This is a genomic window from Pseudomonas sp. StFLB209 (assembly GCF_000829415.1).
Lineage (GTDB): Bacteria > Pseudomonadota > Gammaproteobacteria > Pseudomonadales > Pseudomonadaceae > Aquipseudomonas.
The window spans coordinates 617,556-639,897 of record NZ_AP014637.1 but is presented as its reverse complement, the minus strand read 5'-3'; the positions used below and the strand labels follow the sequence as shown (position 1 = coordinate 639,897).

The following is a 22,342-nucleotide window of genomic DNA, read 5'->3' as shown; positions in this document are numbered from 1 at the left end:
CTAAACTTCCCGGCCCTGCTGGACGACCCCCCACCATCATGCGTGTTGCCGACTTTACCTTCGATCTTCCCGATGCCCTGATCGCGCGTCATCCGCTGGCCGAGCGCCGCGGTAGTCGCCTGTTGACCCTGGATGGCCCCAGTGGCGCCCTGGCGCATCGTCAATTCACTGACCTGCTGGAGCATCTGCGCCCTGGCGACCTGATGGTGTTTAACAACACCCGGGTGATTCCGGCGCGGCTGTTTGGCCAGAAGGCTTCCGGCGGCAAGCTGGAAATCCTTGTCGAGCGGGTGCTGGACAGCCATCGCGTGCTGGCCCATGTCCGTTCGAGCAAATCGCCCAAGCCGGGTACTGCGATCCTGGTTGATGGCGGTGGCGAGGCGACCATGGTTGCCCGCCACGATACGCTGTTCGAGCTGGCATTCGCCGAGCCGGTGCTGGCGTTGCTCGACCGGGTCGGGCATATGCCGCTGCCGCCTTATATCGATCGCCCTGATGAAGGCGCGGACCGTGAGCGTTATCAGACCGTGTATGCCCAGCGTGCCGGCGCGGTCGCGGCGCCCACGGCGGGGCTGCATTTCGACCAGCCGCTGCTGGAGGCGATTGCCGCCAAGGGCGTCGAGACCGCGTTCGTGACCCTGCACGTGGGTGCGGGCACCTTCCAGCCGGTACGCGTCGAGCGCATCGAAGATCACCACATGCACAGTGAGTGGCTGGAAGTCGGCCAGGATGTGGTCGATGCCGTGGCGGCGTGCCGGGCGCGCGGTGGCCGGGTGGTTGCGGTGGGCACCACCAGTGTGCGGTCGCTTGAAAGCGCTGCGCGTGATGGTGTTTTGAAGCCGTTCAGCGGCGATACCGATATCTTCATCTATCCTGGCCGACCCTTTCATGTGGTCGATGCGCTGGTGACCAATTTCCATTTGCCTGAATCCACGCTGCTGATGCTGGTTTCGGCGTTTGCCGGTTATCCCGAGACCATGGCGGCCTATGCGGCAGCCATCGAACAGGGTTACCGCTTCTTCAGTTACGGTGATGCGATGTTCATCACCCGCAATCCCGCGCCCACGGGGCCGCAGGAATCGATCCCGGAGGATCGTCCATGAGTCGCACCTGTCGTATGTCTTTCGAGTTGCTGGCCACCGACGGCAAGGCCCGTCGCGGTCGGCTGACGTTCCCGCGTGGCGTGGTGGAAACCCCGGCGTTCATGCCGGTGGGCACTTACGGCACGGTCAAGGGCATGCTGCCACGGGATATCGAGGCCATTGGTGCGCAGATCATCCTCGGCAACACCTTCCATTTGTGGTTGCGCCCGGGCACCGAGGTGATCAAGGCCCACGGCGACCTGCACGATTTCATGCAGTGGAAAGGCCCGATCCTCACTGACTCGGGTGGTTTTCAGGTGTTCAGCCTGGGCGCCATGCGCAAGATCAAGGAGGAGGGCGTGACCTTCGCCTCGCCGGTGGACGGTGCCAAGGTGTTCATGGGCCCGGAAGAGTCGATGCAGGTGCAGCGTGACCTGGGCTCGGACATCGTGATGATCTTCGACGAGTGCACCCCGTATCCGGCGACCGAAGATGTGGCGCGCACGTCCATGGAGCTGTCGTTACGCTGGGCCAAGCGTTCGAAGATCGCTCACGGCGACAGCGATGCGGCGTTGTTCGGTATTGTCCAGGGCGGCATGCACGAGAACCTGCGCAAGCGCTCGCTGGACGCGCTGGCCGAGATGGACTTCGACGGCCTGGCGATTGGCGGTCTGTCGGTGGGCGAACCCAAGCACGAAATGATCAAGGTGCTGGATTATCTCCCTGGCCAGATGCCAGCAGACAAACCCCGTTACTTGATGGGGGTAGGCAAACCCGAAGATCTGGTCGAAGGTGTGCGCCGCGGCGTCGACATGTTCGATTGCGTGATGCCGACCCGCAATGCCCGCAACGGTCATCTGTTCATCGACACCGGTGTCCTGAAGATCCGCAACGCGTTCCATCGCCATGATGATTCGCCGCTGGATCCGACCTGTGACTGCTACACCTGCCAGAACTTCTCCCGCGCCTATCTGCACCATCTGGACAAGTGCGGCGAAATGCTGGGTAGCATGCTCAATACGATCCACAACTTGCGGCATTACCAGCGGCTGATGGCTGGTTTGCGCGAGGCTATCCAACAGGGTAAATTGGCCGACTTCGTTGAAGTCTTCTATGCCAAGCGCGGCCTTGCGGTACCGCCTCTGGACTGAAACCAAAGAGTTTTTCCTGCTTTACATACTAATTATGCAAATGGAGCGCTAAATGAGCTTTTTCATCTCTCCCGCTTTTGCGGACGGTGCAGCACCGGCAGCTGCCGCAGGTCCTGCGGGTTCCGGTTTTGAGTGGATCTTTCTGGTCGGCTTCCTGGTCATCTTCTATCTGATGATCTGGCGCCCGCAGGCCAAGCGTGCCAAAGAGCAGAAAAACCTGCTGGGCAACCTGCAGAAGGGTGATGAAGTGGTCACCGCAGGCGGTATCGCCGGCAAAATCACCAAAGTGACTGACGACTTTGTGGTTATCGAGGTGTCTGACAACGTTGAGCTGAAAATTCAGAAAGGCTCGGTTGTCGCCACTCTGCCAAAGGGCACTTTGAAGGCGCTCTGAGTTTCATATCTACCAATCGACGGGGCGCGCAAGGCGCCCCGCGTTCTAAGCGGGCGGCGTGATGCTGAACAAATACCCTCTGTGGAAATACATTCTGATCGTTGCAGTACTGGCGATCGGTTTCATTTATTCCGCACCCAATCTCTACCCTGACGATCCGGCTATCCAGATCACCGGCACGAGCACGGCCTTGCAGGTCAGTCAGGCGGATGTCGATCGGGCCAGCAAGGCGCTGACCGATGCCGGCATTGCCGTCAAGGGTGCTTCACTGGCTGAGAATGGCAAGGGCGGTTTGCTGCGTCTGACCAAGCAGGAAGACCAGTTGCCGGCCAAGGATGTGATCCGCAAAGCGTTGGGCGACGATTACGTCGTGGCGCTGAACCTGGCCCGGACAACTCCGGCCTGGCTGAGCAACCTGGGTGCAAGCCCTATGAAACTGGGCCTGGACCTGTCTGGCGGCGTGCACTTTCTGCTCGAAGTCGACATGGACAAAGCCATCGACGCGCGCCTGAAAGTCTACGAAGGCGAAGTCAAAACCCTGTTGCGCAAAGAGAAGGCGCGCTATCGCAGCCTGCCGCAGCAGAACAACGTCATCCAGCTGGGCTTCAGCGACGATGCCGAGCGTGAGCAGGCGCGTGCCCTGATCCGCAAGAATTTCACCGATTTCGAAGTGACCCCGTCCGAGCTTAACGGCATTGCCACGCTGCGCCTGGCACTGACCCCGACCAAGCTGGCGGAAATTCGCGAATATTCGATCAAGCAGAACCTGACCACGGTCCGTAACCGGGTCAACGAGCTGGGCGTGGCCGAGCCGCTGGTTCAGCGCCAGGGCGCCAACCGTATCGTGGTCGAGCTGCCAGGCGTGCAGGACACTGCAGAAGCCAAGCGTATTCTCGGCAAGACCGCCAACCTGGAATTCCGTCTGGGTGCAGGTCCCGATGACAGCAAAGCCACCACCGAAATGTTCGAGTTCCGCGAGGGTGGCCGTCCGGCCGCTGCGGTCGAGCGTGCGCTGATCATCACCGGTGACCAGGTGACCGATGCTCAGGCCAGCTACGACGAACACGGTCGCCCACAAGTGAACATCAACCTTGATGGTCACGGTGGCGAACTGATGAGTCGTGCCACGCGCAGTAACGTGGGTCGCAGCATGGCGGTGATCTTCATCGAGCAGCGTCCGGTGACCACCTACGCCAAACAGGTTGTGGACGGGGTAGAGAAAGAAGTCCAGCTGCAGACCTTCAAGGAAGACAAGAAAATCATCAGCCTGGCGACCATTCAGTCGCCGCTGGGCAGTCAGTTCCGGATCACCGGTCTCAATGGCCAGGGTGAGTCTTCCGAGCTGGCCCTGCTGCTGCGTGCCGGTGGTCTGGCTGCGCCGATGTACTTCGCTGAAGAGCGCACCATTGGCCCGAGCCTGGGTGCTGACAACATTACCAAGGGCATCGATGCTTCGCTGTGGGGCATGTTGTTGGTGTCGCTGTTCATTATCGCCATCTACCGCTTCTTCGGTGTGATTGCGACCGTGGCCCTGGCCTTCAACATGGTGGCGCTGCTGGCCCTGATGTCCTTGCTGGGTGCGACACTGACCCTGCCAGGTATCGCCGGTATCGTCCTGACCATGGGTATGGCGGTCGACGCCAACGTACTGATCTTCTCGCGGATTCGTGAAGAGCTGGCCAACGGGATGACCGTGCAGCGGGCGATCAACGAAGGTTTCAACCGTGCCTACACGGCGATTATCGACGCCAACCTGACCAGCCTGCTGGTCGGCGGGATTCTCTATGCCATGGGTACCGGCCCGGTCAAAGGCTTCGCCGTCACCCTGTCGTTGGGGATCTTTACCTCCATGTTCACGGCCATCATGGTAACTCGCGCAATGATCAACCTGATCTATGGCGGGCGTGACTTCAAGAAGTTGTGGATTTAAGAGGCTGCCATGAAGTTATCAACCATCAACTTCATGGGCGTGCGCAACGTTGCGTTCGCCCTGACCATGCTCCTGACTGTGCTGGCGTTGTTCAGTTGGTCCTACAAAGGGCTTAACCTGGGCCTGGACTTCACCGGCGGTACGCTCATCGAGCTGACCTACGAGCAGCCTGCCGACCTGGGTAAGGTGCGCCAGGAGCTGACCAATGCCGGCTACCACGATGCAGTGGTGCAGAACTTCGGCGCGACCACCGACCTGCTGGTGCGCATGCCCAGTGACGACCCGCATCTGGGCACCAGCGTTGCCGACGCATTGCGCAAGAATGACGCCGGTAACCCGGTGACGGTCAAGCGTGTCGAGTTTGTCGGTCCGCAGGTGGGTGAAGAATTGCGCGACCAGGGCGGCATTGCCATGCTCCTGGCGCTGGGCGGCATCCTGCTGTACCTGGCGTTCCGCTTCCAGTGGAAGTTCGGTGTCGGCGCGATTGTCTCGCTGGTTCACGACGTGGTCGTGACCATGGGTATCCTGTCGTTCTTCCAGATCACCTTTGACCTGACCGTGTTGGCGTCGGTGCTGGCGATCATCGGTTACTCGCTCAACGACACCATTGTGGTCTTTGACCGGGTGCGTGAGAACTTCCGGGTACTGCGCAAGGCGTCGCTGATCGAGAACATCAACATCTCCACCACCCAGACCCTGTTGCGTACCATCGCGACCTCGGTGTCGACCCTGCTGGCGATCATTGCGCTGTGGGCGTTTGGTGGCGACAACCTCGAAGGTTTCTCCATCGCATTGTTCGTGGGGGTTCTGGCGGGGACCTACTCGTCGATCTACATTGCCAACGTGGTGCTGATCTGGCTGAAACTCAGTGCTGAAGATCTGATTCCGCCGGTAACCACCGATAAGGTCGACGAACTGCCGTAAACGTCAGGCTTGTTCGAGAAAGGCGCGAGTGTTGAACTCGCGCCTTTTTTTATGCTCCAAGGCTGGGTAGAACGCAATAATTTTGCGCTTGAGAAGCTTTGGAGGTTCAAGTGAACAAGTCTCTGTTGGTGGGTGCCGTGTTGGGGGCCGTTGCTGTGACAGCCGGTGGCGCGTTTGCCACCTACAGTCTGGTCAAGGGACCTGAGTACGCTGATGTGCTGGCGGTCGAGCCGGTCAAACAGCAAGTCAAGACGCCGCGTGAGGTGTGCAAGGACGTGACCGTGACCCGCAAGGCGCCGGTCAAGGATGAGCATCAGATCGTCGGTACGGTGCTGGGTGCGGTGGCCGGTGGTTTGCTGGGCAACCAGGTCGGTGGCGGTAACGGCAAGAAAATCGCCACAGTGGCCGGTGCGGCCGGCGGCGGCTATGCCGGTAACAAGATTCAGGAAGGTATGCAGAATCGCGATACTTACACCACGACCCAGACTCGCTGCAACACAGTCAATGACATCAGCGAGAAGGTGGTTGGCTATGACGTGAAGTACCAGTTGGGCGACAAGACCGGCAAGGTGCGCATGAATGAAGAGCCAGGTAATCGTATTCCGGTCGACAAGAACGGCCAGTTGATTCTGGGCCAGGCCCAATAATCGGAATCACCTGATTCGGGCACAAAAAAACCGGTCATCAAGACCGGTTTTTTTATGCGGCTGCGATCAGCGTTTGATTGAAGCTGGCAGGTGTGGCGCGATGGAGGTCAGTACGGCCTTGAAGCACTTGGCGTTACCGGCAACCACATGGCCTTTTTCGAGGAATTCATGGCCGCCGGTGAAGTCGCTGACCAGGCCGCCAGCTTCTTGAATCAGCAGGGCGCCCGCAGCGATATCCCACTCGGACAGGCCCGACTCCCAGAATGCGTCGAAGCGACCCGCAGCCACGTAGGCCAGGTCCAGGCTGGCGGCACCGGCGCGGCGGATGCCGGCGGTCTGGCCGATCAGGCTGCGGAACATGCCCAAGTAGTTTTCCAGGTTATCCAGCTGGTTCTCGCGGAACGGGAAGCCGGTGCCCAGCAGTGCGCCTTCCAGGCTGCGGCGCGAGCTGACACGCAGGCGGCGGCCATTGAGGGCGGCGCCGCGGCCACGGCTGGCGGTGAATTCTTCTTGGCGAACAGGGTCCAGGACCACGGCGTGTTCCAGACGGCCACGGTATTTGCAGGCGATGCTGACGGCGAAGTGCGGAATGCCGCGTACGAAGTTGGTGGTGCCGTCCAGCGGGTCGATGATCCACAGGTAGTCGGCGCCTTCACCTTTGCCTGGGTGCATGCCGCTTTCTTCGCCGAGGATGCCGTGGTCCGGGTAGGCCTTGCGCAGTGCGGCGATGATGCTCTGCTCGGCAGCGCGATCAACTTCGCTGACGTAGTCTTTGGCTTCTTTTTCGTCAACCTTGATGGTATCCAGGCGCTCGATGGAGCGGAAAATCAATTCGCTGGCGTTGCGTGCGGCGCGCAGCGCGATATTCAGCATGGGCTGCATGGATAGGTCACCTAGGGCTGTTAAAGAGAGCCGGCCATTTTAGGGGCTGCGACAAATTATTTCCAGCGTGGTTTTGTTGCAGCGCTCCCCGGCAGACGAGTTGCAGCCCGTGTTCGTCCGTCGTCTGCGCGGCGAAGTGTCGCAAGCTTAATAGCGCAGGAACGCCTGTTTCTGTAAGATTTGCGCCCCTTGATTTTGTCAGTGAGCGCTTGCGGTGTTGCAGAACATTCGTGTTGTCCTGGTCGGTACCACGCACCCCGGTAATATCGGCGGGGCGGCCCGTGCCATGAAAAACATGGGCCTGACGCGCCTGGTGCTGGTCGAGCCGCGAGTCTTTCCGTCGCCGGAAGCGGATGCCCGAGCTTCCGGCGCCGATGACATCCTGGCGTCTACCCAGGTGGTGGCCAGTCTCGAAGAGGCGCTGACCGGTTGCAGTCTGGTGCTCGGCACCAGTGCCCGGGACCGCAGCCTGCCGTGGCCGATGCTTGACCCGCGCGAGTCCGGCGTGAAAGTCGTCGAGCAGGCTGCGCAAGGTCTGGAGGTGGCGCTGGTATTCGGTCGCGAGCATGCCGGCCTGACCAATGACGAGCTGCAGCGCTGTCACTTCCATGTTCACATTCCTTCCAATCCTGATTTCAGCTCGCTGAACCTGGCTGCTGCGGTTCAGGTGCTCAGCTATGAAGTGCGTACTGCCTGGCTGGCCGGGCAAGTGCCGGTTAATGCGCAGGCGAGTAATCAGCCTGCGCGTGAAAGCGAGCTGGCAACCATGGATGAGATGGAAGGTTTTTACGCGCATCTTGAGCAGACCCTGGTGGCCATCGGTTTTCTTGACCCTGAGAAGCCGCGCCACCTGATGGCGCGCCTGCGCCGCCTGTATGGGCGCAGTGAGGTCGAGCGACCGGAACTGAGTATCCTGCGGGGCATCCTGACGGAGACTCAGAAAGCAGCACGTGGTGAACCCCATAAGCGGAAGGATCAGTGATGTTCGAGCGTTTGCGAGAAGATATTCAAAGCGTTTTCCACCGTGACCCGGCGGCGCGCAATGCCTTCGAGGTTCTGACCTGCTACCCCGGCATGCATGCCATCTGGCTGCATCGTGGGGCGCACAAGCTGTGGCGTGCTGACTGCAAGCTGCTGGCGCGCATGGTTTCCAACTTCAGTCGCTGGCTGACCGGCATCGAGATTCACCCGGGGGCGAAGATCGGTCGGCGTTTCTTCATCGATCATGGGATGGGCATCGTGATTGGCGAAACGGCCGAGATTGGCGATGACGTGACCCTGTATCAAGGGGTTACTCTGGGTGGCACCAGCTGGAATGCCGGCAAGCGTCATCCGACGCTGGAAAATGGTGTGGTGGTCGGTGCCGGTGCCAAGGTGCTGGGGCCGTTTACGGTCGGGGCAGGGGCCAAAATCGGTTCCAATGCGGTGGTCACCAAGGCGGTGCCGGCCGGCGCGACGGCGGTGGGTATTCCGGGGCGGGTCATCGCCAAGCCAGACGATGAGACAGAGGCCAAGCGCAAGGCCATGGCTGAAAAGCTCGGCTTCGATGCTTATGGTGTCAGCCAGGATATGCCGGACCCGGTGGCGCGAGCGATCGGTCAGTTGCTCGATCACCTGCAGGCGGTCGACGTGCGCCTTGAGGGCATGTGTGGTGCGCTGAACAAGCTGGGCAGCGACTACTGCGCCGGTGAATTGCCGGAGTTGCGCGATGAGGTGTTCGACTGCGTCAAGGACAATCCGGCCAAGGCCAGCGCTTGAAATGTGTCATTGCGGTGCCATGTTTGCTATCATCCCGCCCGCTATTTCGCTGTAAGTCCGACTATTTTGCTCGGTTTTATAGTTGACTCAAATACTCGGGAATAGCATACTTGCACCTATTCTGAACCACCGCGGTACATGCCATGCGTCTGACTACCAAAGGCCGATACGCTGTCACAGCCATGCTGGATCTGGCATTGCATGCGCAGCACGGGCCAGTGTCACTGGCTGATATTTCTGAGCGTCAAGGCATTTCTCTGTCTTATCTCGAGCAGCTGTTCGCCAAACTGCGTCGCGGCAACCTGGTTTCCAGTGTGCGCGGGCCGGGTGGCGGCTACCAGCTCTCACGCGACATGCAGGGTATCCAGGTCGCTCAGGTGGTCGACGCGGTCAACGAATCGGTCGATGCCACCCGTTGCCAGGGGCTGGGTGACTGCCACGCCGGCGACACCTGTCTGACTCACCATTTGTGGTGCGACCTCAGTCAGCAGATCCACGAGTTTTTAAGCGGTATCAGCCTGGCGGATCTTGTCACTCGCCGTGAGGTACAAGAAGTCGCTCAGCGCCAGGATCAGCGTCGCTGCTCGAACACGAGCAACGTGTCGCAACTGGGTAAGATTGAAACGTCCGCCGTTGAATGAACGCAGATGAATGAGCGGTGCGCCTGCCTGATAGGAGATATGCAATGAAGTTGCCGATTTACCTCGATTATTCCGCGACGACCCCGGTCGATCCGCGTGTCGCCCAGAAAATGATGGATTGCCTGACGCTGGACGGCAACTTCGGTAACCCGGCTTCGCGCTCCCACGTGTTCGGCTGGAAAGCCGAAGAAGCGGTCGAGAACGCCCGCCGTCAGGTCGCCGATCTGGTTGGTGCCGACCCGCGTGAAATCGTCTGGACTTCCGGTGCCACCGAGTCCGACAACCTGGCACTCAAAGGCGTTGCGCACTTCTATCACACCAAAGGCAAGCACATCATCACCTCCAAGATCGAGCATAAGGCGATCCTGGACACCGCTCGCCAGCTGGAGCGCGAAGGCTTCGAAGTCACTTACCTGGAGCCGGGCGAAGACGGCATCGTCACCCCGGCCATGATCGAAGCCGCACTGCGTGAAGACACCATTCTGGTTTCGATCATGCACGTCAACAACGAAGTCGGCACCATCACCGACATCGCCGCCATTGGTGAGCTGACCCGCTCGCGCGGCGTACTGTTCCACGTTGACGCCGCCCAGTCGCCAGGCAAGGTCGAGATCGACCTGTCGAAGCTGAAGGTCGACCTGATGTCGTTTTCGGCTCACAAGGCCTACGGTCCAAAAGGTATTGGCGCGCTGTACGTCAGCCGCAAACCGCGTGTGCGCCTCGAGGCGGCCATGCACGGTGGCGGTCACGAGCGCGGCATGCGTTCGGGCACCCTGCCAACCCACCAGATCGTCGGCATGGGTGAAGCCTTCCGCATCGCCAAAGAAGAGATGGCCGCCGAGAACGTGCGCATCAAGGCTTTGAGCGATCGCTTCTACAAACAGGTCGAAGACCTCGAAGAGCTGTACGTCAATGGCAGCCTGACCGCCCGTATCCCGCACAACCTGAACCTGAGCTTCAACTACGTTGAAGGCGAGTCGTTGATCATGGCGCTCAAGGATCTGGCGGTGTCGTCCGGTTCGGCCTGTACTTCGGCCTCGCTGGAGCCTTCCTACGTGTTGCGTGCCCTGGGCCGTAACGATGAGCTGGCGCACAGTTCGATCCGTTTCACCTTCGGTCGCTTCAGCACCGAAGAAGAAGTCGATTACGCGGCACAAAAAGTTCGTGAAGCGGTCACCAAGCTGCGTGCGCTTTCGCCGCTGTGGGACATGTACAAAGACGGTGTCGACATCTCCAAGATCGAGTGGGCGGCGCACTAATTTAAAGTCGCCCCCGGACAGGCCGCCATGCCGCGGCCTGTAGAGCGACTCCCTGATGTGAGAGGAACAGAATCATGGCTTACAGCGAAAAGGTCATCGACCACTACGAAAACCCACGCAACGTCGGCAAGATGGACGCTGAAGACCCGGACGTAGGCACCGGCATGGTCGGCGCTCCGGCGTGCGGCGACGTGATGCGTCTGCAGATCAAGGTCAACGAGCAAGGCGTGATCGAAGACGCCAAGTTCAAGACCTACGGTTGCGGATCTGCCATCGCTTCCAGCTCCCTGGCCACCGAGTGGATGAAGGGCAAGACGCTGGACGAAGCTGAAACCATCAAGAACACCCAGCTGGCCGAAGAGCTGGCCTTGCCACCGGTCAAGATCCACTGCTCGGTTCTGGCCGAAGACGCGATCAAGGCTGCAGTGCGTGACTACAAGCAGAAGAAAGGTCTGCTGTAAGTCGTCGCGGTCTATCGCTGGCGAACACCAACCGGGACAATCCAAGGAGCTCCGATGTCTATCAGCATGACAGAAGCCGCGGCCAAACACGTGCGTCGCTCCCTCGACGGGCGTGGCAAGGGTGAGGGCATTCGCCTGGGTGTGCGTACCACGGGCTGTTCGGGTCTGGCCTATGTGCTGGAATTCGTCGATGCGACCGAGCCTGACGACACCGTGTTCGAATCCCATGGCGTGAAGGTCATCATCGACCCGAAGAGCCTGGTCTATCTCGACGGTACCGAGCTGGACTTCGTCCGCGAAGGGTTGAACGAAGGCTTCAAGTTCACCAACCCCAATTCGCGCGGTGAGTGCGGCTGTGGCGAAAGCTTCAACGTCTAAGGCGGGTGATCGTGGGTACTCCTTGTCATTTCGCGCTGTTTGATCTCAAACCGGATTTCGTCATCGATTCCGAGCAACTGGCGGGCCGCTACCGTGAGCTGGCGCGCAGTGTGCACCCGGACCGTTTTGCTGATGCTTCCGAGCAGGAGCAGCGCCAGGCGCTGGAGCGGTCGGCCAACCTCAACGAGGCCTACCAGACCCTCAAGAGTTCGCCGCGCCGTGCACGTTACCTGCTGACTCTGCAAGGCAACGAAGTGCCGCTGGAAGTCACGGTGCATGACCCGGATTTCCTGCTGCAGCAGATGGCGTTGCGTGAAGAGCTCGAAGACCTGCAGGACGATGCCGATGTGGCAGGCGTCGCGGTCTTCAAAAAGCGCCTCAAGACTGCCCAGGATGCCCTCAACGACAGCTTCGCCGCTTGTTGGAATGATGCTGCACAACGCGAGCAGGCTGAACGCCTGATGCGCCGTATGCAGTTTCTCGACAAGCTCTCCCAAGAAGTGCGCCAGCTCGAAGAGCGCCTCGACGATTAACCCCGTGCGGCCCTGGTCGCACGCCTGTGATTACTCTTAAAAGCATGGCCTTACTGCAGATCGCCGAACCTGGCCAGAGTCCACAACCGCATCAGCGCCGTCTGGCTGTCGGTATTGACCTGGGCACTACCAATTCGCTGGTCGCTGCACTGCGCAGCGGTCTTTCCGAGCCACTGCCCGATGAAAACGGCCAGGTCATCCTGCCGTCCGCGGTGCGTTATCACGCTGACCGTGTTGAAGTCGGGCAGGCTGCCAAGGCAGCGGCGCCACAGGACCCGCTCAACACCGTGCTGTCGGTCAAGCGCCTGATGGGCCGCGGCCTGGCTGACGTCAAGCAGCTGGGTGAGCAACTGCCGTACCGCTTTGTCGGTGGTGAGTCGCATATGCCGTTCATCGACACTGTGCAGGGCGCCAAGAGCCCGGTGCAGGTCTCGGCTGACATCCTTAAAGTTCTGCGCCTGCGCGCTGAGGCGACGCTGGGTGGCGAGTTGGTGGGGGCGGTGATCACCGTGCCGGCCTACTTCGACGATGCCCAGCGCCAGGCTACCAAAGATGCTGCGCGGCTGGCCGGTCTGAACGTGCTGCGTCTGCTCAACGAGCCGACCGCTGCTGCCGTTGCCTACGGTCTGGATCAGAGCGCCGAAGGCGTAGTGGCTATCTACGACCTGGGTGGCGGTACTTTCGATATTTCCATCCTGCGCCTGACCGGCGGTGTCTTTGAAGTGCTGGCCACTGGCGGTGATACTGCGCTGGGCGGCGACGACTTCGACCACGCCATCGCACAGTGGATCATCAGCGGTGCAGGGCTGTCGTCCGACCTGGCCCCGGCCGACCAGCGCAGCTTGCTGCAAGTCGCCTGCGCTGCCAAAGAAGCACTGACCGACGCTGATGTTGTGCCGGTGGTCTATGGTGACTGGCGCGCTGAGCTGACCCGCGATGCGTTCAACGCCCTGATCGAGCCGATGATTGCCCGCAGCCTCAAGGCGTGCCGGCGCGCCCTGCGCGACTCGGATCTTGAAGTCGGCGAGGTGAGTGCCGTGGTGATGGTCGGTGGCTCGACCCGCGTGCCGCGTGTTCGCGAAGCGGTCGGCGAGTTGTTTGCTCGTCAGCCGTTGACCGATATCGACCCGGATCAGGTGGTGGCCATCGGGGCTGCGATCCAGGCTGATACGCTGGCTGGCAACAAGCGAGACGGTGGCGAGCTGCTGTTGCTCGATGTGATCCCGTTGTCGCTGGGGCTTGAGACCATGGGCGGGTTGATGGAGAAGGTCATTGCCCGTAACACCACCATCCCGGTGGCGCGTGGCCAGGAATTCACCACCTACAAAGACGGCCAGACCGCCATGATGATTCATGTGCTGCAGGGCGAGCGTGAGCTGATCAGTGATTGCCGTTCGCTGGCGCGCTTTGAACTGCGGGGCATTCCGCCGATGGTCGCTGGTGCGGCAAAGATCCGCGTGACGTTTCAGGTGGACGCCGACGGTCTGCTCGATGTCTCCGCCCGTGAGCTGGGGTCGGGGGTTGAGGCCAGTATCCAGGTCAAGCCGTCTTACGGCCTCACCGATGGCGAAATCGCCCGGATGCTCAAGGACTCCTTCCAGAACGCCGGCCAAGACAAAGAGGCCCGCGTATTGCGCGAGCAGCAGGTCGATGCCGAGCGCCTGCTCGAAGCGGTTGAAGGTGCGCTTGAAGTCGACGGTGAGCGCTTGCTCGACGAAGAAGAGCGGCTGGTGATCCGGCTGCAGATGGACGAATTACGTGAATTGATGCAAGGCACCGATGGGCTAGCCATCGAGCAGCAGACCAAGCGTCTGTCGCAGGTGACCGATGCATTTGCTGCCCGCCGCCTGGATTCGACGGTCAAAGCCGCACTGGCGGGGCGCAACCTGAATGATATTGAGGAATAACTGATGCCGAAGGTGACTTTTCTGCCCCATGCGGAGCATTGTCCGGAGGGGATGGTCGTCGAGGCCGCGCCTGGTACGACGATTCTGGATCTGGCCCACGAGCATCACATCGAGATCGAGAGCGCCTGCGGTGGTGTGTGTGCCTGCACCACCTGCCATTGCGTGATTCGCAAAGGTTTCAATTCGACCGGCGAGCTTGATGAGCTTGAAGAAGACATGCTCGACAAGGCCTGGGGCCTGGAAGCGCAGTCGCGCCTGGCCTGTCAGGCCACTGTCGGTGATGAAGACATCACGGTCGAGATTCCCAAATACTCGCTCAACCACGCCGCCGAAGCGCCGCACTGATTCCTGAGGGGGATATTCATGAGTCTTAAGTGGGTTGATGTGCAGGAAATCGCGATCCAGTTGGCCGAGAGCAAGCCGGACGTCGATCCGCGTTACGTTAACTTCGTCGATCTGCGCAACTGGGTGACCCAGTTGCCCGGGTTCGAAGACGACCGTGATCGTGGCGGCGAGAAGGTCCTTGAGGCCATCCAGGCGTTGTGGATCGAAGAGGCTGACTGATCCTGCAACGGATCTTGTTAGGCAATACTCCATAACCCGCGTATAATTCGCGGGTTTAATTTTTCGCTTTAATTTCTGTTTCTGGAGTTTCACCATGGCTGTTCAACGTACTTTCTCTATCATCAAGCCAGACGCCGTTGCCAAGAACGTGATCGGCAAGATCACCACTCGCTTCGAAGACGCCGGTCTGCGCATCGTTGCCTCGAAAATCAAGCAACTGTCCAAAGCCGAAGCCGAAGGCTTCTACGCTGAGCACAGCGAGCGCGGTTTCTTCGGTGACCTGGTTGCCTTCATGACTTCCGGTCCTGTTGTTGTTCAGGTTCTGGAAGGTGAAAACGCTATCGCTCGCAACCGTGAGCTGATGGGCGCTACCAACCCTAAAGAAGCTGCTGCCGGCACTATCCGTGCTGACTTCGCCGAGTCCATCGACGCCAACGCCGTTCACGGTTCGGACTCCGAAGCTGCTGCTGCTCGCGAAATCGCTTACTTCTTCGCAGCTACCGAGGTAACCGCTCGCTAAGCCTTCGGGTTTACAGAGCGCAGGGTGAATCCATGATCGCGACCACTGGTAAAACCAACTTGCTGGGTCTGACCCAACAGGAAATGGAAAAATTCTTCGAGTCAATCGGGGAGAAACGCTTCCGTGCCGGGCAGGTCATGAAGTGGATTCACCACTTTGGCGTCGATGATTTCGACGCCATGACGAACGTCAGCAAGGCCTTGCGTGAAAAACTCAAGAGCTGTGCCGAGATTCGTGGTCCTGAAGTCGTCAGCGAGGACATCTCCAGCGACGGCACCCGTAAATGGGTGGTGCGCGTGGCGTCCGGCAGCTGCGTCGAGACGGTCTTCATTCCCCAGGGCAAACGCGGTACTTTGTGCGTTTCGTCCCAGGCAGGCTGTGCCCTGGATTGCAGTTTCTGCTCCACGGGCAAGCAAGGCTTCAATAGCAACCTCACCGCCGCCGAAGTGATCGGCCAGGTGTGGATTGCCAACAAATCCTTTGGCAGCGTACCCGCCACCATCGACCGTGCCATCACCAACGTGGTGATGATGGGCATGGGTGAGCCGCTGCTGAATTTCGACAATGTCATTGCTGCCATGCGTCTGATGATGGATGACCTGGGCTATGGCATTTCCAAGCGCCGGGTGACGCTGTCCACTTCCGGCGTGGTGCCGATGATCGACGAGCTGGCCAAGCACATCGATGTGTCCCTGGCCCTGTCGCTGCACGCGCCCAATGATGCGCTGCGCAACAAGCTGGTACCGATCAACAAGAAGTATCCGTTGAGCGTGCTGCTCGACTCGTGCCGTCGCTACATGTCCGCACTGGGCGAGAAGCGCGTACTGACCGTCGAGTACACCTTGCTCAAGGACGTCAACGACCAGCCCGAGCATGCGGCTGAGATGATCGAGCTGCTGCGCGACACACCGTGCAAGATCAACCTGATCCCGTTCAACCCGTTCCCGCACTCCGGCTACGAGCGCCCGAGCAACAACGCGATTCGCCGTTTCCAGGACATGCTGCATCAGGCCGGCTACAACGTCACCGTACGCACCACTCGTGGTGAAGACATCGATGCGGCCTGCGGCCAGCTGGTGGGCCAGGTCATGGACCGGACCCGGCGCAGCGAGCGTCATATCGCCGTTCGTGAGCTGGCTGCCGAAGCCCGGCAGGGGCAATCCGCCGCTTCTTGAACCTGACTGCGAAGAGAGACTCCATGTCTGTGCGTGCCTCGTTGCTGTTATGTATCGCCATCCTGCTGGCCGGTTGTGTTTCATCGGGTGATGTCAACCCGTTGTCGACCAGCAAAGGGCGTGACGAGGCGCTCCAGGCTTATGTCCATCTTGGCATTGGTTATCTCCAGGAAGGGCAGACCGAGCGGGCCAAGGTGCCCTTGAAAAAGGCCCTGGAGCTCAACGCCAGGGATCCTGACGCCAACGCGGCACTCGCTCTGGTCTTCCAGGCCGAGATGGAGTACACCCTGGCCGATCAGTATTACCTCAAGGCGATTTCCGCCAGCAGTAACAACTCGCGAATCGTCAATAACTACGGCAGTTTCCTTTATGAGCAGCGCCGCTTTGACGAAGCGTACGCGCGTTTTGAGCAGGCCGCTGCTGATAACCTGTATCCTGAGCGCTCGCGGGTATTTGAAAGTCTGGGTATGACTGCGCTGCAACTGGGCAAGCGCGAACTGGCGCGTGAGCATTTCACCCGTGCCCTGCGGCTGGACCGGCGCCAGCCACGTGCCTTGCTGGAAATGGCTGAGTTGAACTACGAGCAAGGGCACTATGTGCCGTCGCGTGATTTCTACGAGCAGTTCAGCCAGCTCAGCGAGCAGAATGCCCGTAGCCTGTTATTGGGGCTGCGCCTGGCGAAGATCTATGAAGACCGTAACAAGGCAGCCAGTTATGGGCTGCAGTTGAAAAGACTCTATCCCGGCACGCCGGAATATCAGCAATACCTGTCGGAGCAATGATGAAAGCGGCGCATCCCGAAGTTGTAGCAGCCAGTCACCAGAATCCTGGGGAAACCCTGCGCCAGGCTCGTGAGCATCGGAACTGGTCTTTGCCTGATGTGGCGCTGAGGCTCAATCTCACCGTCGGCTCGCTGAATCACGTTGAGAACGGCGCTTTCGACAAGCTTCCAGGACATACCTTCGCTCGTGGTTATGTGCGTGCCTACGCCAAGCTGCTGGAGCTGGACCAGGCTGCGCTGGTGGCGCAGTTTGATCAATATACCGGCACCAACGGCAAGGGCAGTGACGTACACGCGCTGGGCCGCATTGAAGAACCTGTGCGCCTGTCCCACAACATTCTGCGCATCGTCAGCCTGTTGTTGCTGGTGGTGCTGGTAGGTGGCGGTTTTCTCTGGTGGCAGGACCAGGCTGCGATGCGTGGCAAGGACCTGGCCGGTCTGGTGCTTGAACACGTTGAGGTCGAGAGCGCGGACGGCACCACCCAGATTCACCCGATCGACGAGCCACGGCCGCAAGCGGCGCCAGAGTCTGCCGCACCCGCCAATAGTGCGCCCTTGCCACTGATCAGCGAGGCTCCGGCCACTGACAGCGCGCCAGCCCAGAACAGCGCCGCAGCACCTGCAACGGTTCCTGCCGCTCCTGTGGCGCCCGCCAGCACCGCTGTCGCGCCAGCGCCAGCCGCTACTGCGCCAGCGCCTGCCACACAGCCTGCTCCTATGGCGTCGGCACCGGCCAGCACCGAGACCATCGCGCCGATCCTGCCGGGTTCTGGTCAGGTCAGCGTCAAGTTCACCGCCGATTGCTGGACCCAGGTCACCGACGGCAACGGCAAGGTGCTTGCCAGCGGCCTCAAGCGCAAGGGCGAAAACCTTGAAGTCAGCGGCAAACCGCCGCTTTCATTGCGTCTGGGCTATGCCCGTGGCGCTGAAGTCAGCTACAACGGACAGCCTGTAGATGTGGCTCCATTTACCAGTGGCGAGACCGCTCGCCTGAAACTAGGGCAATAAGTCATGCACGGCCAATCCCCCATCAAGCGTCGCGAATCCAGAAAGATCTGGGTTGGTTCGGTTCCTGTCGGTGGCGACGCACCGATCGCCGTACAGAGCATGACCAACAGTGATACCAACGATGTAGCGGCCACTGTCGCGCAGATCAACCGTCTGGAAGCCGCCGGCGTGGATATCGTGCGGGTGTCGGTGCCAGACATGGACGCTGCCGAGGCGTTCGGGCGTATCAAGCAACTGGTTAAAGTACCGCTGGTTGCCGATATTCACTTCGACTACCGGATTGCCCTGCGTGTGGCCGAGCTGGGTGTCGACTGTCTGCGTATCAACCCCGGCAACATCGGTCGTGAAGACCGGGTCAAGGCGGTGGTCGATGCGGCCCGCGACCGGGGTATCCCGATCCGGATTGGCGTCAACGCCGGTTCCCTGGAAAAAGACCTGCAGAAGAAATACGGCGAGCCGACCCCGGCAGCGTTGGTCGAGTCGGCGCTGCGTCATGTCGAACACCTTGATCGTCTGGATTTCCAGGACTTCAAGGTCAGTGTCAAGGCATCGGACGTGTTCATGGCGGTTGAAGCCTATCGGCAGTTGGCCAGGCAGATCGTCCAGCCGCTGCACCTGGGGATCACCGAGGCCGGTGGCCTGCGTTCGGGCACAGTGAAATCTGCCGTAGGGCTGGGTATGCTGCTGGCCGAAGGAATTGGCGATACTATCCGCATCTCGCTGGCTGCCGATCCGGTAGAAGAGGTCAAGGTCGGCTACGACATCCTCAAGTCGCTGCACTTACGTTCGCGTGGCATTAACTTCATCGCCTGCCCGAGCTGCTCGCGGCAGAACTTCGATGTGGTCAAAACCATGAACGAACTCGAAGGCCGCCTCGAAGACCTGCTGGTGCCGCTGGACGTGGCAGTCATCGGCTGTGTGGTCAACGGTCCGGGTGAGGCCAAGGAAGCACATATCGGCCTGACCGGTGGCAGCCCGAACCTGATCTACATCGACGGCAAGCCTGCCCAGAAGCTGGGCAACGACAACCTTGTGACCGAACTCGAGCGCCTGATTCGCGAGAAAGCGGCCGAAAAAGCAGAAGCCGACGCCGCTGTCATCGCGCGCGGTTAATCAAGATTGCTAAGGATTTTTTGTGAGTAAGTCTCTGCAAGCCATTCGTGGCATGAACGACATCCTGCCCGAGCAGACCCCGCTGTGGCGCTATTTCGAAGGCACCGTTTCGGGTCTGCTGGACAACTACGGCTATCGCCAGATCCGCATGCCGATCGTCGAGTTCACCGAGCTGTTCAAGCGCTCGATCGGTGAAGTCACCGATATCGTCGAGAAAGAGATGTACACCTTCGCCGATCGTAACGGCGACTCCCTGACCTTGCGCCCCGAAGGCACGGCGGCCTGTGTGCGTGCCGTGCTGGAGCACGGTATCACCGGTGGTGGCCAGGTCCAGAAACTGTGGTACATCGGCCCGATGTTCCGTCACGAGCGGCCACAGAAAGGCCGTTATCGCCAGTTTCATCAGATTGGCGTCGAAGTGTTCAACCTCGACGGCCCGGACGTCGATGCCGAGCTGATCGTGCTCACCTGGCGGCTGTGGGGCCAGCTGGGTATTCGTGATGCAGTCAAACTGGAACTCAACAGCCTGGGCACCAGCGAAGCCCGTGCCCGCTACCGAGATGCGCTGGTCGAGTTCCTCTCGGCGCGTCATGAGCAACTGGACGAAGACAGCCAGCGCCGCCTGACCACCAACCCGCTGCGTATTCTGGATACCAAGAACCCGGACACCCAGGCGTTGCTGGTCGATGCGCCGAAGCTGGCCGACTACCTCGACGAGGAGTCGCGGATTCACTTTGACGGCCTCAAGGCGCGTCTGGACGCCGCTGGCATTCCGTATGTCATCAATCCGAAGCTGGTGCGCGGCCTGGATTACTACAGCAAGACCGTATTCGAGTGGGTCACCGACAAGCTTGGTGCCCAGGGCACCGTATGCGCCGGTGGACGCTATGACGGCCTGGTCGAGCAGATGGGCGGCAAGCCGACTGCCGGTGTCGGGTTCGCCATGGGCATCGAGCGCCTGGTATTGCTGCTGGAAACCCTTGAGCAGATCCCGGAAGATCTCGCCCGTCAGGTCGATGTCTACCTGTGCGCCTTTGGCGAGGCCGCCGAGCTGGCAGCCTTGACCCTGACCGAGCAGGTTCGTGATCGTCTGCCGGGCCTGCGCCTGCAGGTCAATGCTGGCGCCGGCAGCTTCAAGAGCCAGTTCAAGAAGGCTGACAAGAGCGGTGCGCTGTTCGCTCTGATTCTCGGGGAAGAAGAACTGGCCAACCGGCAGATCGGCGTCAAGCCGCTGCGCGGCCAGGGTGAGCAACAGAATATTGCCTGGGATGCTCTCGCCGAGTACCTGGCGGCCAGCCTGGCACAGGCGTGAAACGGATAAACAGCAGATTAGGCTTATAGGAGTATTGGGGTGTCGCGTACCGAAGATGAAGATCTGGCAGTAATGAAGGACTGGTGGCAGCGCAACGGCAAACCCCTGGTGACTGGCGGTCTGCTGGCGTTGGTGGTGGTGTTTGGCTGGCAGTACTGGCAGAAGTATCAGGCCGCTCAGTCCTCCAACGCCTCCGTGCTCTACCAGCAACTGCTGGAAACCGCGCTGACCCCGTCGGGCGAAGCTGACCCGGCCCGAGTGGCCGAGCTGGCAGGCAAACTCAAGAACGAGTTTGGCGGCACTGCTTACGCGCAGTACGCCAGCCTGTTCGTCGCCAAGGTTGCAGTCGACACCGGTAAGCTTGATGATGCCGCAGCGGAATTGAAGCCGGTCACCGACAAACCGGCCAACGCTACGCTGGGCGAAATCGCCCGCCAGCGTCTGGCCCGTGTCCTGGCTGCGCAGAGCAAGACCGAAGAGGCTCTGAAACTGCTCACCGGCGATGCCGACAAGGCCTTCCTGGCCAGCCGCGAAGAACTCAAAGGCGACCTGCTGGTGCAACTGGGCCGTACCGATGAGGCCCATGCTGCTTATCAAAAGGCCAAGTCCGCACTGTCGCCAGACGCAGCAGTGGGTGGTCTGCAAATGAAGCTCGACGATCTGGCTAAAGGGGATGCGTGACGTGATTCGTTGGAAACATGCAGCATTGCTGGCTCTGGCCGTCATGGCCGTGGGTTGCAGCAGCAACAGCAAGAAAGAGCTGCCACCGGCCGAGCTGACCAAGTTCACCGAGGAAGTCATCCTGCAGAAGAAGTGGAGCCACTCGGTCGGCGACGGCCAGGGCAAGACTTACAACATGCTGGTGCCGGCCATCGACGGTGAGCGCATCTATGCTGCCGATGTGAACGGCGAGATCGTCGCTCTGGATCGCGAGACCGGCGCAACGCTCTGGAAGAAAGATCTCGACCTGCCGGTGTCCGGTGCTGTCGGTGTGGCTTACGGCCTGCTGACCATTGGCACCCTCAAGGGTGAGGTCGTGGCACTGGACGCCAGCAGCGGTGATGAAAAATGGCGTGCCAGGGTGACCAGCGAAGTGCTGGCGCCGCCGGCCAACAACGGTGATGTCGTGGTCGTACAGACCCAGGATGATCGCGTGATCGGCCTGGACGCCTATACTGGCTCGCAGCGCTGGATCTACGAGAGCACCCCGGCGGTACTGACCCTGCGTGGCACCAGCGCACCGCTGGTGACCAATCGCCTGGCAGTGGCCGGCCTGTCTACCGGTAAGGTCGTCGCGCTGGACATCAGCAACGGCGTACCGGTCTGGGAACAGCGTGTTGCCATTGCGCAAGGCCGTTCCGAGCTTGAGCGGGTGGTCGACATCGACGGCGGCCTGCTGCTGTCCGGTGGTACCCTGTACGTCGCCAGCTATCAGGGCCGGGTTGCCGGTCTTGATCTGGAGAGCGGCCGGGTGCTGTGGCAGCGCGATGCGTCGAGCTACGACGGTGTGGCCCAGGGCTTTGGCAGCGTTTATGTGAGCCTGGCATCCGGTACTGTCGAAGGTATCGATGAGCGCTCTTCCACGGCGCTGTGGAGCAACGAGTCGCTGGCCCGTCGTCAGCTGAGCGCGCCTGAGGTGTTCTCCAGCTACGTGGCCGTGGGTGACTTCGAAGGCTATCTGCACCTGCTCAGTCAGGTCGATGGCCGCTTCGTAGGTCGTGAGCGCATCGACAGTGATGGCCTGCGGGCACGTCCTCTGGTGGTCGGCGATACGATTTACGTGTATGGCAACAGCGGCAAGCTTGAAGCCCTGACCATCAAGCAATAAGCCCTGTTCTGCAGGGTGGCGGCACCGCGAGGTGCCGCCCTGAACTCCGGCCGCTGCCCTGCAGCGGCTTTTGTATTTTCTGAAATAACGCAGT

General features: G+C 60.5%; 25 protein-coding genes. 24 read left to right on the top strand and 1 reads right to left on the bottom strand.

Annotated features, from left to right (window positions below; translation table 11 throughout):
* Window positions 1-38: 38 nt before the first annotated feature.
* From queA to PSCI_RS02900, 6 genes are all read left to right on the top strand, one after another.
* A complete protein-coding gene (gene queA, locus PSCI_RS02925; RefSeq protein WP_045482615.1) occupies window positions 39-1,103 on the top strand; it encodes a tRNA preQ1(34) S-adenosylmethionine ribosyltransferase-isomerase QueA in 1,065 nt (354 codons plus the stop codon).
* Window positions 1,104-1,117: 14 nt separating this feature from the next.
* Window positions 1,118-2,233, top strand: a complete 1,116-nt coding sequence (gene tgt / locus PSCI_RS02920; protein ID WP_162484342.1) for a tRNA guanosine(34) transglycosylase Tgt — start codon at window positions 1,118-1,120, stop codon at window positions 2,231-2,233.
* Window positions 2,234-2,285: 52 nt separating this feature from the next.
* Window positions 2,286-2,627, top strand: a complete 342-nt coding sequence (gene yajC, locus PSCI_RS02915) for a preprotein translocase subunit YajC (protein WP_045482610.1) — start codon at window positions 2,286-2,288, stop codon at window positions 2,625-2,627.
* 61 nt (window positions 2,628-2,688) lie between these two features.
* Window positions 2,689-4,557, top strand: a complete 1,869-nt coding sequence (gene secD / locus PSCI_RS02910; RefSeq protein WP_045482609.1) for a protein translocase subunit SecD — start codon at window positions 2,689-2,691, stop codon at window positions 4,555-4,557.
* A gap of 9 nt (window positions 4,558-4,566) precedes the next feature.
* Window positions 4,567-5,481 carry a protein translocase subunit SecF gene (gene secF, locus PSCI_RS02905; RefSeq protein WP_045482606.1) on the top strand — a complete coding sequence of 305 codons (915 nt, stop codon included), beginning with the start codon at window positions 4,567-4,569 and terminating at the stop codon, window positions 5,479-5,481.
* Window positions 5,482-5,591: 110 nt separating this feature from the next.
* The gene (locus PSCI_RS02900; protein ID WP_045493718.1) at window positions 5,592-6,128 is read left to right on the top strand and encodes a glycine zipper 2TM domain-containing protein; all 537 of its coding nucleotides are present in this window, start codon (window positions 5,592-5,594) and stop codon (window positions 6,126-6,128) included.
* Window positions 6,129-6,194: 66 nt separating this feature from the next.
* On the opposite strand, the gene suhB is transcribed toward PSCI_RS02900, so the two are convergent.
* Window positions 6,195-7,010 carry a type III secretion system regulator SuhB gene (gene suhB, locus PSCI_RS02895; RefSeq protein WP_045482604.1) on the bottom strand — a complete coding sequence of 272 codons (816 nt, stop codon included), beginning with the start codon at window positions 7,008-7,010 and terminating at the stop codon, window positions 6,195-6,197.
* A gap of 214 nt (window positions 7,011-7,224) precedes the next feature.
* Here suhB and trmJ point away from each other — a divergent pair, with 214 nt between their 5' ends.
* From trmJ to bamB, 18 genes are all read left to right on the top strand, one after another.
* Window positions 7,225-7,992 (top strand): tRNA (cytosine(32)/uridine(32)-2'-O)-methyltransferase TrmJ, encoded by a 768-nt coding sequence (gene trmJ / locus PSCI_RS02890; RefSeq protein WP_045482602.1) that lies wholly within the window; start codon window positions 7,225-7,227, stop codon window positions 7,990-7,992.
* The gene (cysE, locus tag PSCI_RS02885; RefSeq protein WP_045482599.1) at window positions 7,992-8,768 is read left to right on the top strand and encodes a serine O-acetyltransferase; all 777 of its coding nucleotides are present in this window, start codon (window positions 7,992-7,994) and stop codon (window positions 8,766-8,768) included. Before trmJ ends, cysE begins: the two co-directional genes overlap by 1 nt.
* Before the next feature lie 143 nt (window positions 8,769-8,911).
* Window positions 8,912-9,409 (top strand): Fe-S cluster assembly transcriptional regulator IscR, encoded by a 498-nt coding sequence (iscR, locus tag PSCI_RS02880; protein ID WP_045482596.1) that lies wholly within the window; start codon window positions 8,912-8,914, stop codon window positions 9,407-9,409.
* Window positions 9,410-9,453: 44 nt separating this feature from the next.
* The gene (locus PSCI_RS02875; protein WP_045482593.1) at window positions 9,454-10,668 is read left to right on the top strand and encodes an IscS subfamily cysteine desulfurase; all 1,215 of its coding nucleotides are present in this window, start codon (window positions 9,454-9,456) and stop codon (window positions 10,666-10,668) included.
* Window positions 10,669-10,742: 74 nt separating this feature from the next.
* A complete protein-coding gene (gene iscU / locus PSCI_RS02870; protein ID WP_040261926.1) occupies window positions 10,743-11,129 on the top strand; it encodes a Fe-S cluster assembly scaffold IscU in 387 nt (128 codons plus the stop codon).
* A 54-nt stretch (window positions 11,130-11,183) separates the two neighbouring features.
* Complete coding sequence (gene iscA / locus PSCI_RS02865) at window positions 11,184-11,507, top strand: iron-sulfur cluster assembly protein IscA (protein ID WP_045482587.1); 324 nt, start codon at window positions 11,184-11,186, stop codon at window positions 11,505-11,507.
* A gap of 11 nt (window positions 11,508-11,518) precedes the next feature.
* Window positions 11,519-12,040, top strand: coding sequence for a co-chaperone HscB (gene hscB / locus PSCI_RS02860; protein WP_045482584.1), 522 nt, complete (start codon window positions 11,519-11,521; stop codon window positions 12,038-12,040).
* A 44-nt stretch (window positions 12,041-12,084) separates the two neighbouring features.
* A complete protein-coding gene (hscA, locus tag PSCI_RS02855) occupies window positions 12,085-13,947 on the top strand; it encodes a Fe-S protein assembly chaperone HscA (protein ID WP_045482581.1) in 1,863 nt (620 codons plus the stop codon).
* A 3-nt stretch (window positions 13,948-13,950) separates the two neighbouring features.
* Window positions 13,951-14,292 (top strand): ISC system 2Fe-2S type ferredoxin, encoded by a 342-nt coding sequence (fdx, locus tag PSCI_RS02850; protein ID WP_045482578.1) that lies wholly within the window; start codon window positions 13,951-13,953, stop codon window positions 14,290-14,292.
* A gap of 18 nt (window positions 14,293-14,310) precedes the next feature.
* Entirely contained in the window at window positions 14,311-14,511 is a 201-nt protein-coding gene (iscX, locus tag PSCI_RS02845) for a Fe-S cluster assembly protein IscX (protein ID WP_045482575.1), read from the top strand.
* A gap of 94 nt (window positions 14,512-14,605) precedes the next feature.
* Window positions 14,606-15,031 carry a nucleoside-diphosphate kinase gene (ndk, locus tag PSCI_RS02840; RefSeq protein ID WP_045482572.1) on the top strand — a complete coding sequence of 142 codons (426 nt, stop codon included), beginning with the start codon at window positions 14,606-14,608 and terminating at the stop codon, window positions 15,029-15,031.
* Between the two features lie 32 nt (window positions 15,032-15,063).
* Complete coding sequence (gene rlmN, locus PSCI_RS02835) at window positions 15,064-16,206, top strand: 23S rRNA (adenine(2503)-C(2))-methyltransferase RlmN (protein WP_045482569.1); 1,143 nt, start codon at window positions 15,064-15,066, stop codon at window positions 16,204-16,206.
* A gap of 23 nt (window positions 16,207-16,229) precedes the next feature.
* Window positions 16,230-16,988 (top strand): type IV pilus biogenesis/stability protein PilW, encoded by a 759-nt coding sequence (gene pilW / locus PSCI_RS02830; RefSeq protein WP_045482566.1) that lies wholly within the window; start codon window positions 16,230-16,232, stop codon window positions 16,986-16,988.
* Window positions 16,988-17,995, top strand: a complete 1,008-nt coding sequence (locus PSCI_RS02825) for a RodZ domain-containing protein (protein ID WP_045482563.1) — start codon at window positions 16,988-16,990, stop codon at window positions 17,993-17,995. Before pilW ends, PSCI_RS02825 begins: the two co-directional genes overlap by 1 nt.
* Window positions 17,996-17,998: 3 nt before the next feature.
* Window positions 17,999-19,108 (top strand): flavodoxin-dependent (E)-4-hydroxy-3-methylbut-2-enyl-diphosphate synthase, encoded by a 1,110-nt coding sequence (gene ispG / locus PSCI_RS02820; protein WP_045482560.1) that lies wholly within the window; start codon window positions 17,999-18,001, stop codon window positions 19,106-19,108.
* A 22-nt stretch (window positions 19,109-19,130) separates the two neighbouring features.
* Window positions 19,131-20,420: a histidine--tRNA ligase gene (hisS, locus tag PSCI_RS02815; RefSeq protein ID WP_045482558.1), complete on the top strand. Its 1,290-nt coding sequence runs from the start codon at window positions 19,131-19,133 to the stop codon at window positions 20,418-20,420.
* Between the two features lie 72 nt (window positions 20,421-20,492).
* Entirely contained in the window at window positions 20,493-21,101 is a 609-nt protein-coding gene (locus PSCI_RS02810; RefSeq protein WP_173426708.1) for a tetratricopeptide repeat protein, read from the top strand.
* A complete protein-coding gene (bamB, locus tag PSCI_RS02805) occupies window positions 21,094-22,248 on the top strand; it encodes an outer membrane protein assembly factor BamB (protein ID WP_045482552.1) in 1,155 nt (384 codons plus the stop codon). Before PSCI_RS02810 ends, bamB begins: the two co-directional genes overlap by 8 nt.
* Window positions 22,249-22,342 lie beyond the last annotated feature (94 nt).

Bases quoted from the DNA above. Each gene is read 5' to 3' on its own strand.
- queA (WP_045482615.1), top strand. From the start codon at position 39: ATGCGTGTTGCCGACTTTACCTTCGATCTTCCCGATGCCCTGATCGCG.
- tgt (WP_162484342.1), top strand. From the start codon at position 1,118: ATGTCTTTCGAGTTGCTGGCCACCGACGGCAAGGCCCGTCGCGGTCGG.
- yajC (WP_045482610.1), top strand. From the start codon at position 2,286: ATGAGCTTTTTCATCTCTCCCGCTTTTGCGGACGGTGCAGCACCGGCA.
- secD (WP_045482609.1), top strand. From the start codon at position 2,689: ATGCTGAACAAATACCCTCTGTGGAAATACATTCTGATCGTTGCAGTA.
- secF (WP_045482606.1), top strand. From the start codon at position 4,567: ATGAAGTTATCAACCATCAACTTCATGGGCGTGCGCAACGTTGCGTTC.
- suhB (WP_045482604.1), bottom strand. From the start codon at position 7,010: ATGCAGCCCATGCTGAATATCGCGCTGCGCGCCGCACGCAACGCCAGC.
- cysE (WP_045482599.1), top strand. From the start codon at position 7,992: ATGTTCGAGCGTTTGCGAGAAGATATTCAAAGCGTTTTCCACCGTGAC.
- iscR (WP_045482596.1), top strand. From the start codon at position 8,912: ATGCGTCTGACTACCAAAGGCCGATACGCTGTCACAGCCATGCTGGAT.
- PSCI_RS02875 (WP_045482593.1), top strand. From the start codon at position 9,454: ATGAAGTTGCCGATTTACCTCGATTATTCCGCGACGACCCCGGTCGAT.
- iscU (WP_040261926.1), top strand. From the start codon at position 10,743: ATGGCTTACAGCGAAAAGGTCATCGACCACTACGAAAACCCACGCAAC.
- iscA (WP_045482587.1), top strand. From the start codon at position 11,184: ATGTCTATCAGCATGACAGAAGCCGCGGCCAAACACGTGCGTCGCTCC.
- hscA (WP_045482581.1), top strand. From the start codon at position 12,085: ATGGCCTTACTGCAGATCGCCGAACCTGGCCAGAGTCCACAACCGCAT.
- fdx (WP_045482578.1), top strand. From the start codon at position 13,951: ATGCCGAAGGTGACTTTTCTGCCCCATGCGGAGCATTGTCCGGAGGGG.
- iscX (WP_045482575.1), top strand. From the start codon at position 14,311: ATGAGTCTTAAGTGGGTTGATGTGCAGGAAATCGCGATCCAGTTGGCC.
- ndk (WP_045482572.1), top strand. From the start codon at position 14,606: ATGGCTGTTCAACGTACTTTCTCTATCATCAAGCCAGACGCCGTTGCC.
- rlmN (WP_045482569.1), top strand. From the start codon at position 15,064: ATGATCGCGACCACTGGTAAAACCAACTTGCTGGGTCTGACCCAACAG.
- pilW (WP_045482566.1), top strand. From the start codon at position 16,230: ATGTCTGTGCGTGCCTCGTTGCTGTTATGTATCGCCATCCTGCTGGCC.
- PSCI_RS02825 (WP_045482563.1), top strand. From the start codon at position 16,988: ATGAAAGCGGCGCATCCCGAAGTTGTAGCAGCCAGTCACCAGAATCCT.
- ispG (WP_045482560.1), top strand. From the start codon at position 17,999: ATGCACGGCCAATCCCCCATCAAGCGTCGCGAATCCAGAAAGATCTGG.
- PSCI_RS02810 (WP_173426708.1), top strand. From the start codon at position 20,493: ATGAAGGACTGGTGGCAGCGCAACGGCAAACCCCTGGTGACTGGCGGT.
- bamB (WP_045482552.1), top strand. From the start codon at position 21,094: ATGCGTGACGTGATTCGTTGGAAACATGCAGCATTGCTGGCTCTGGCC.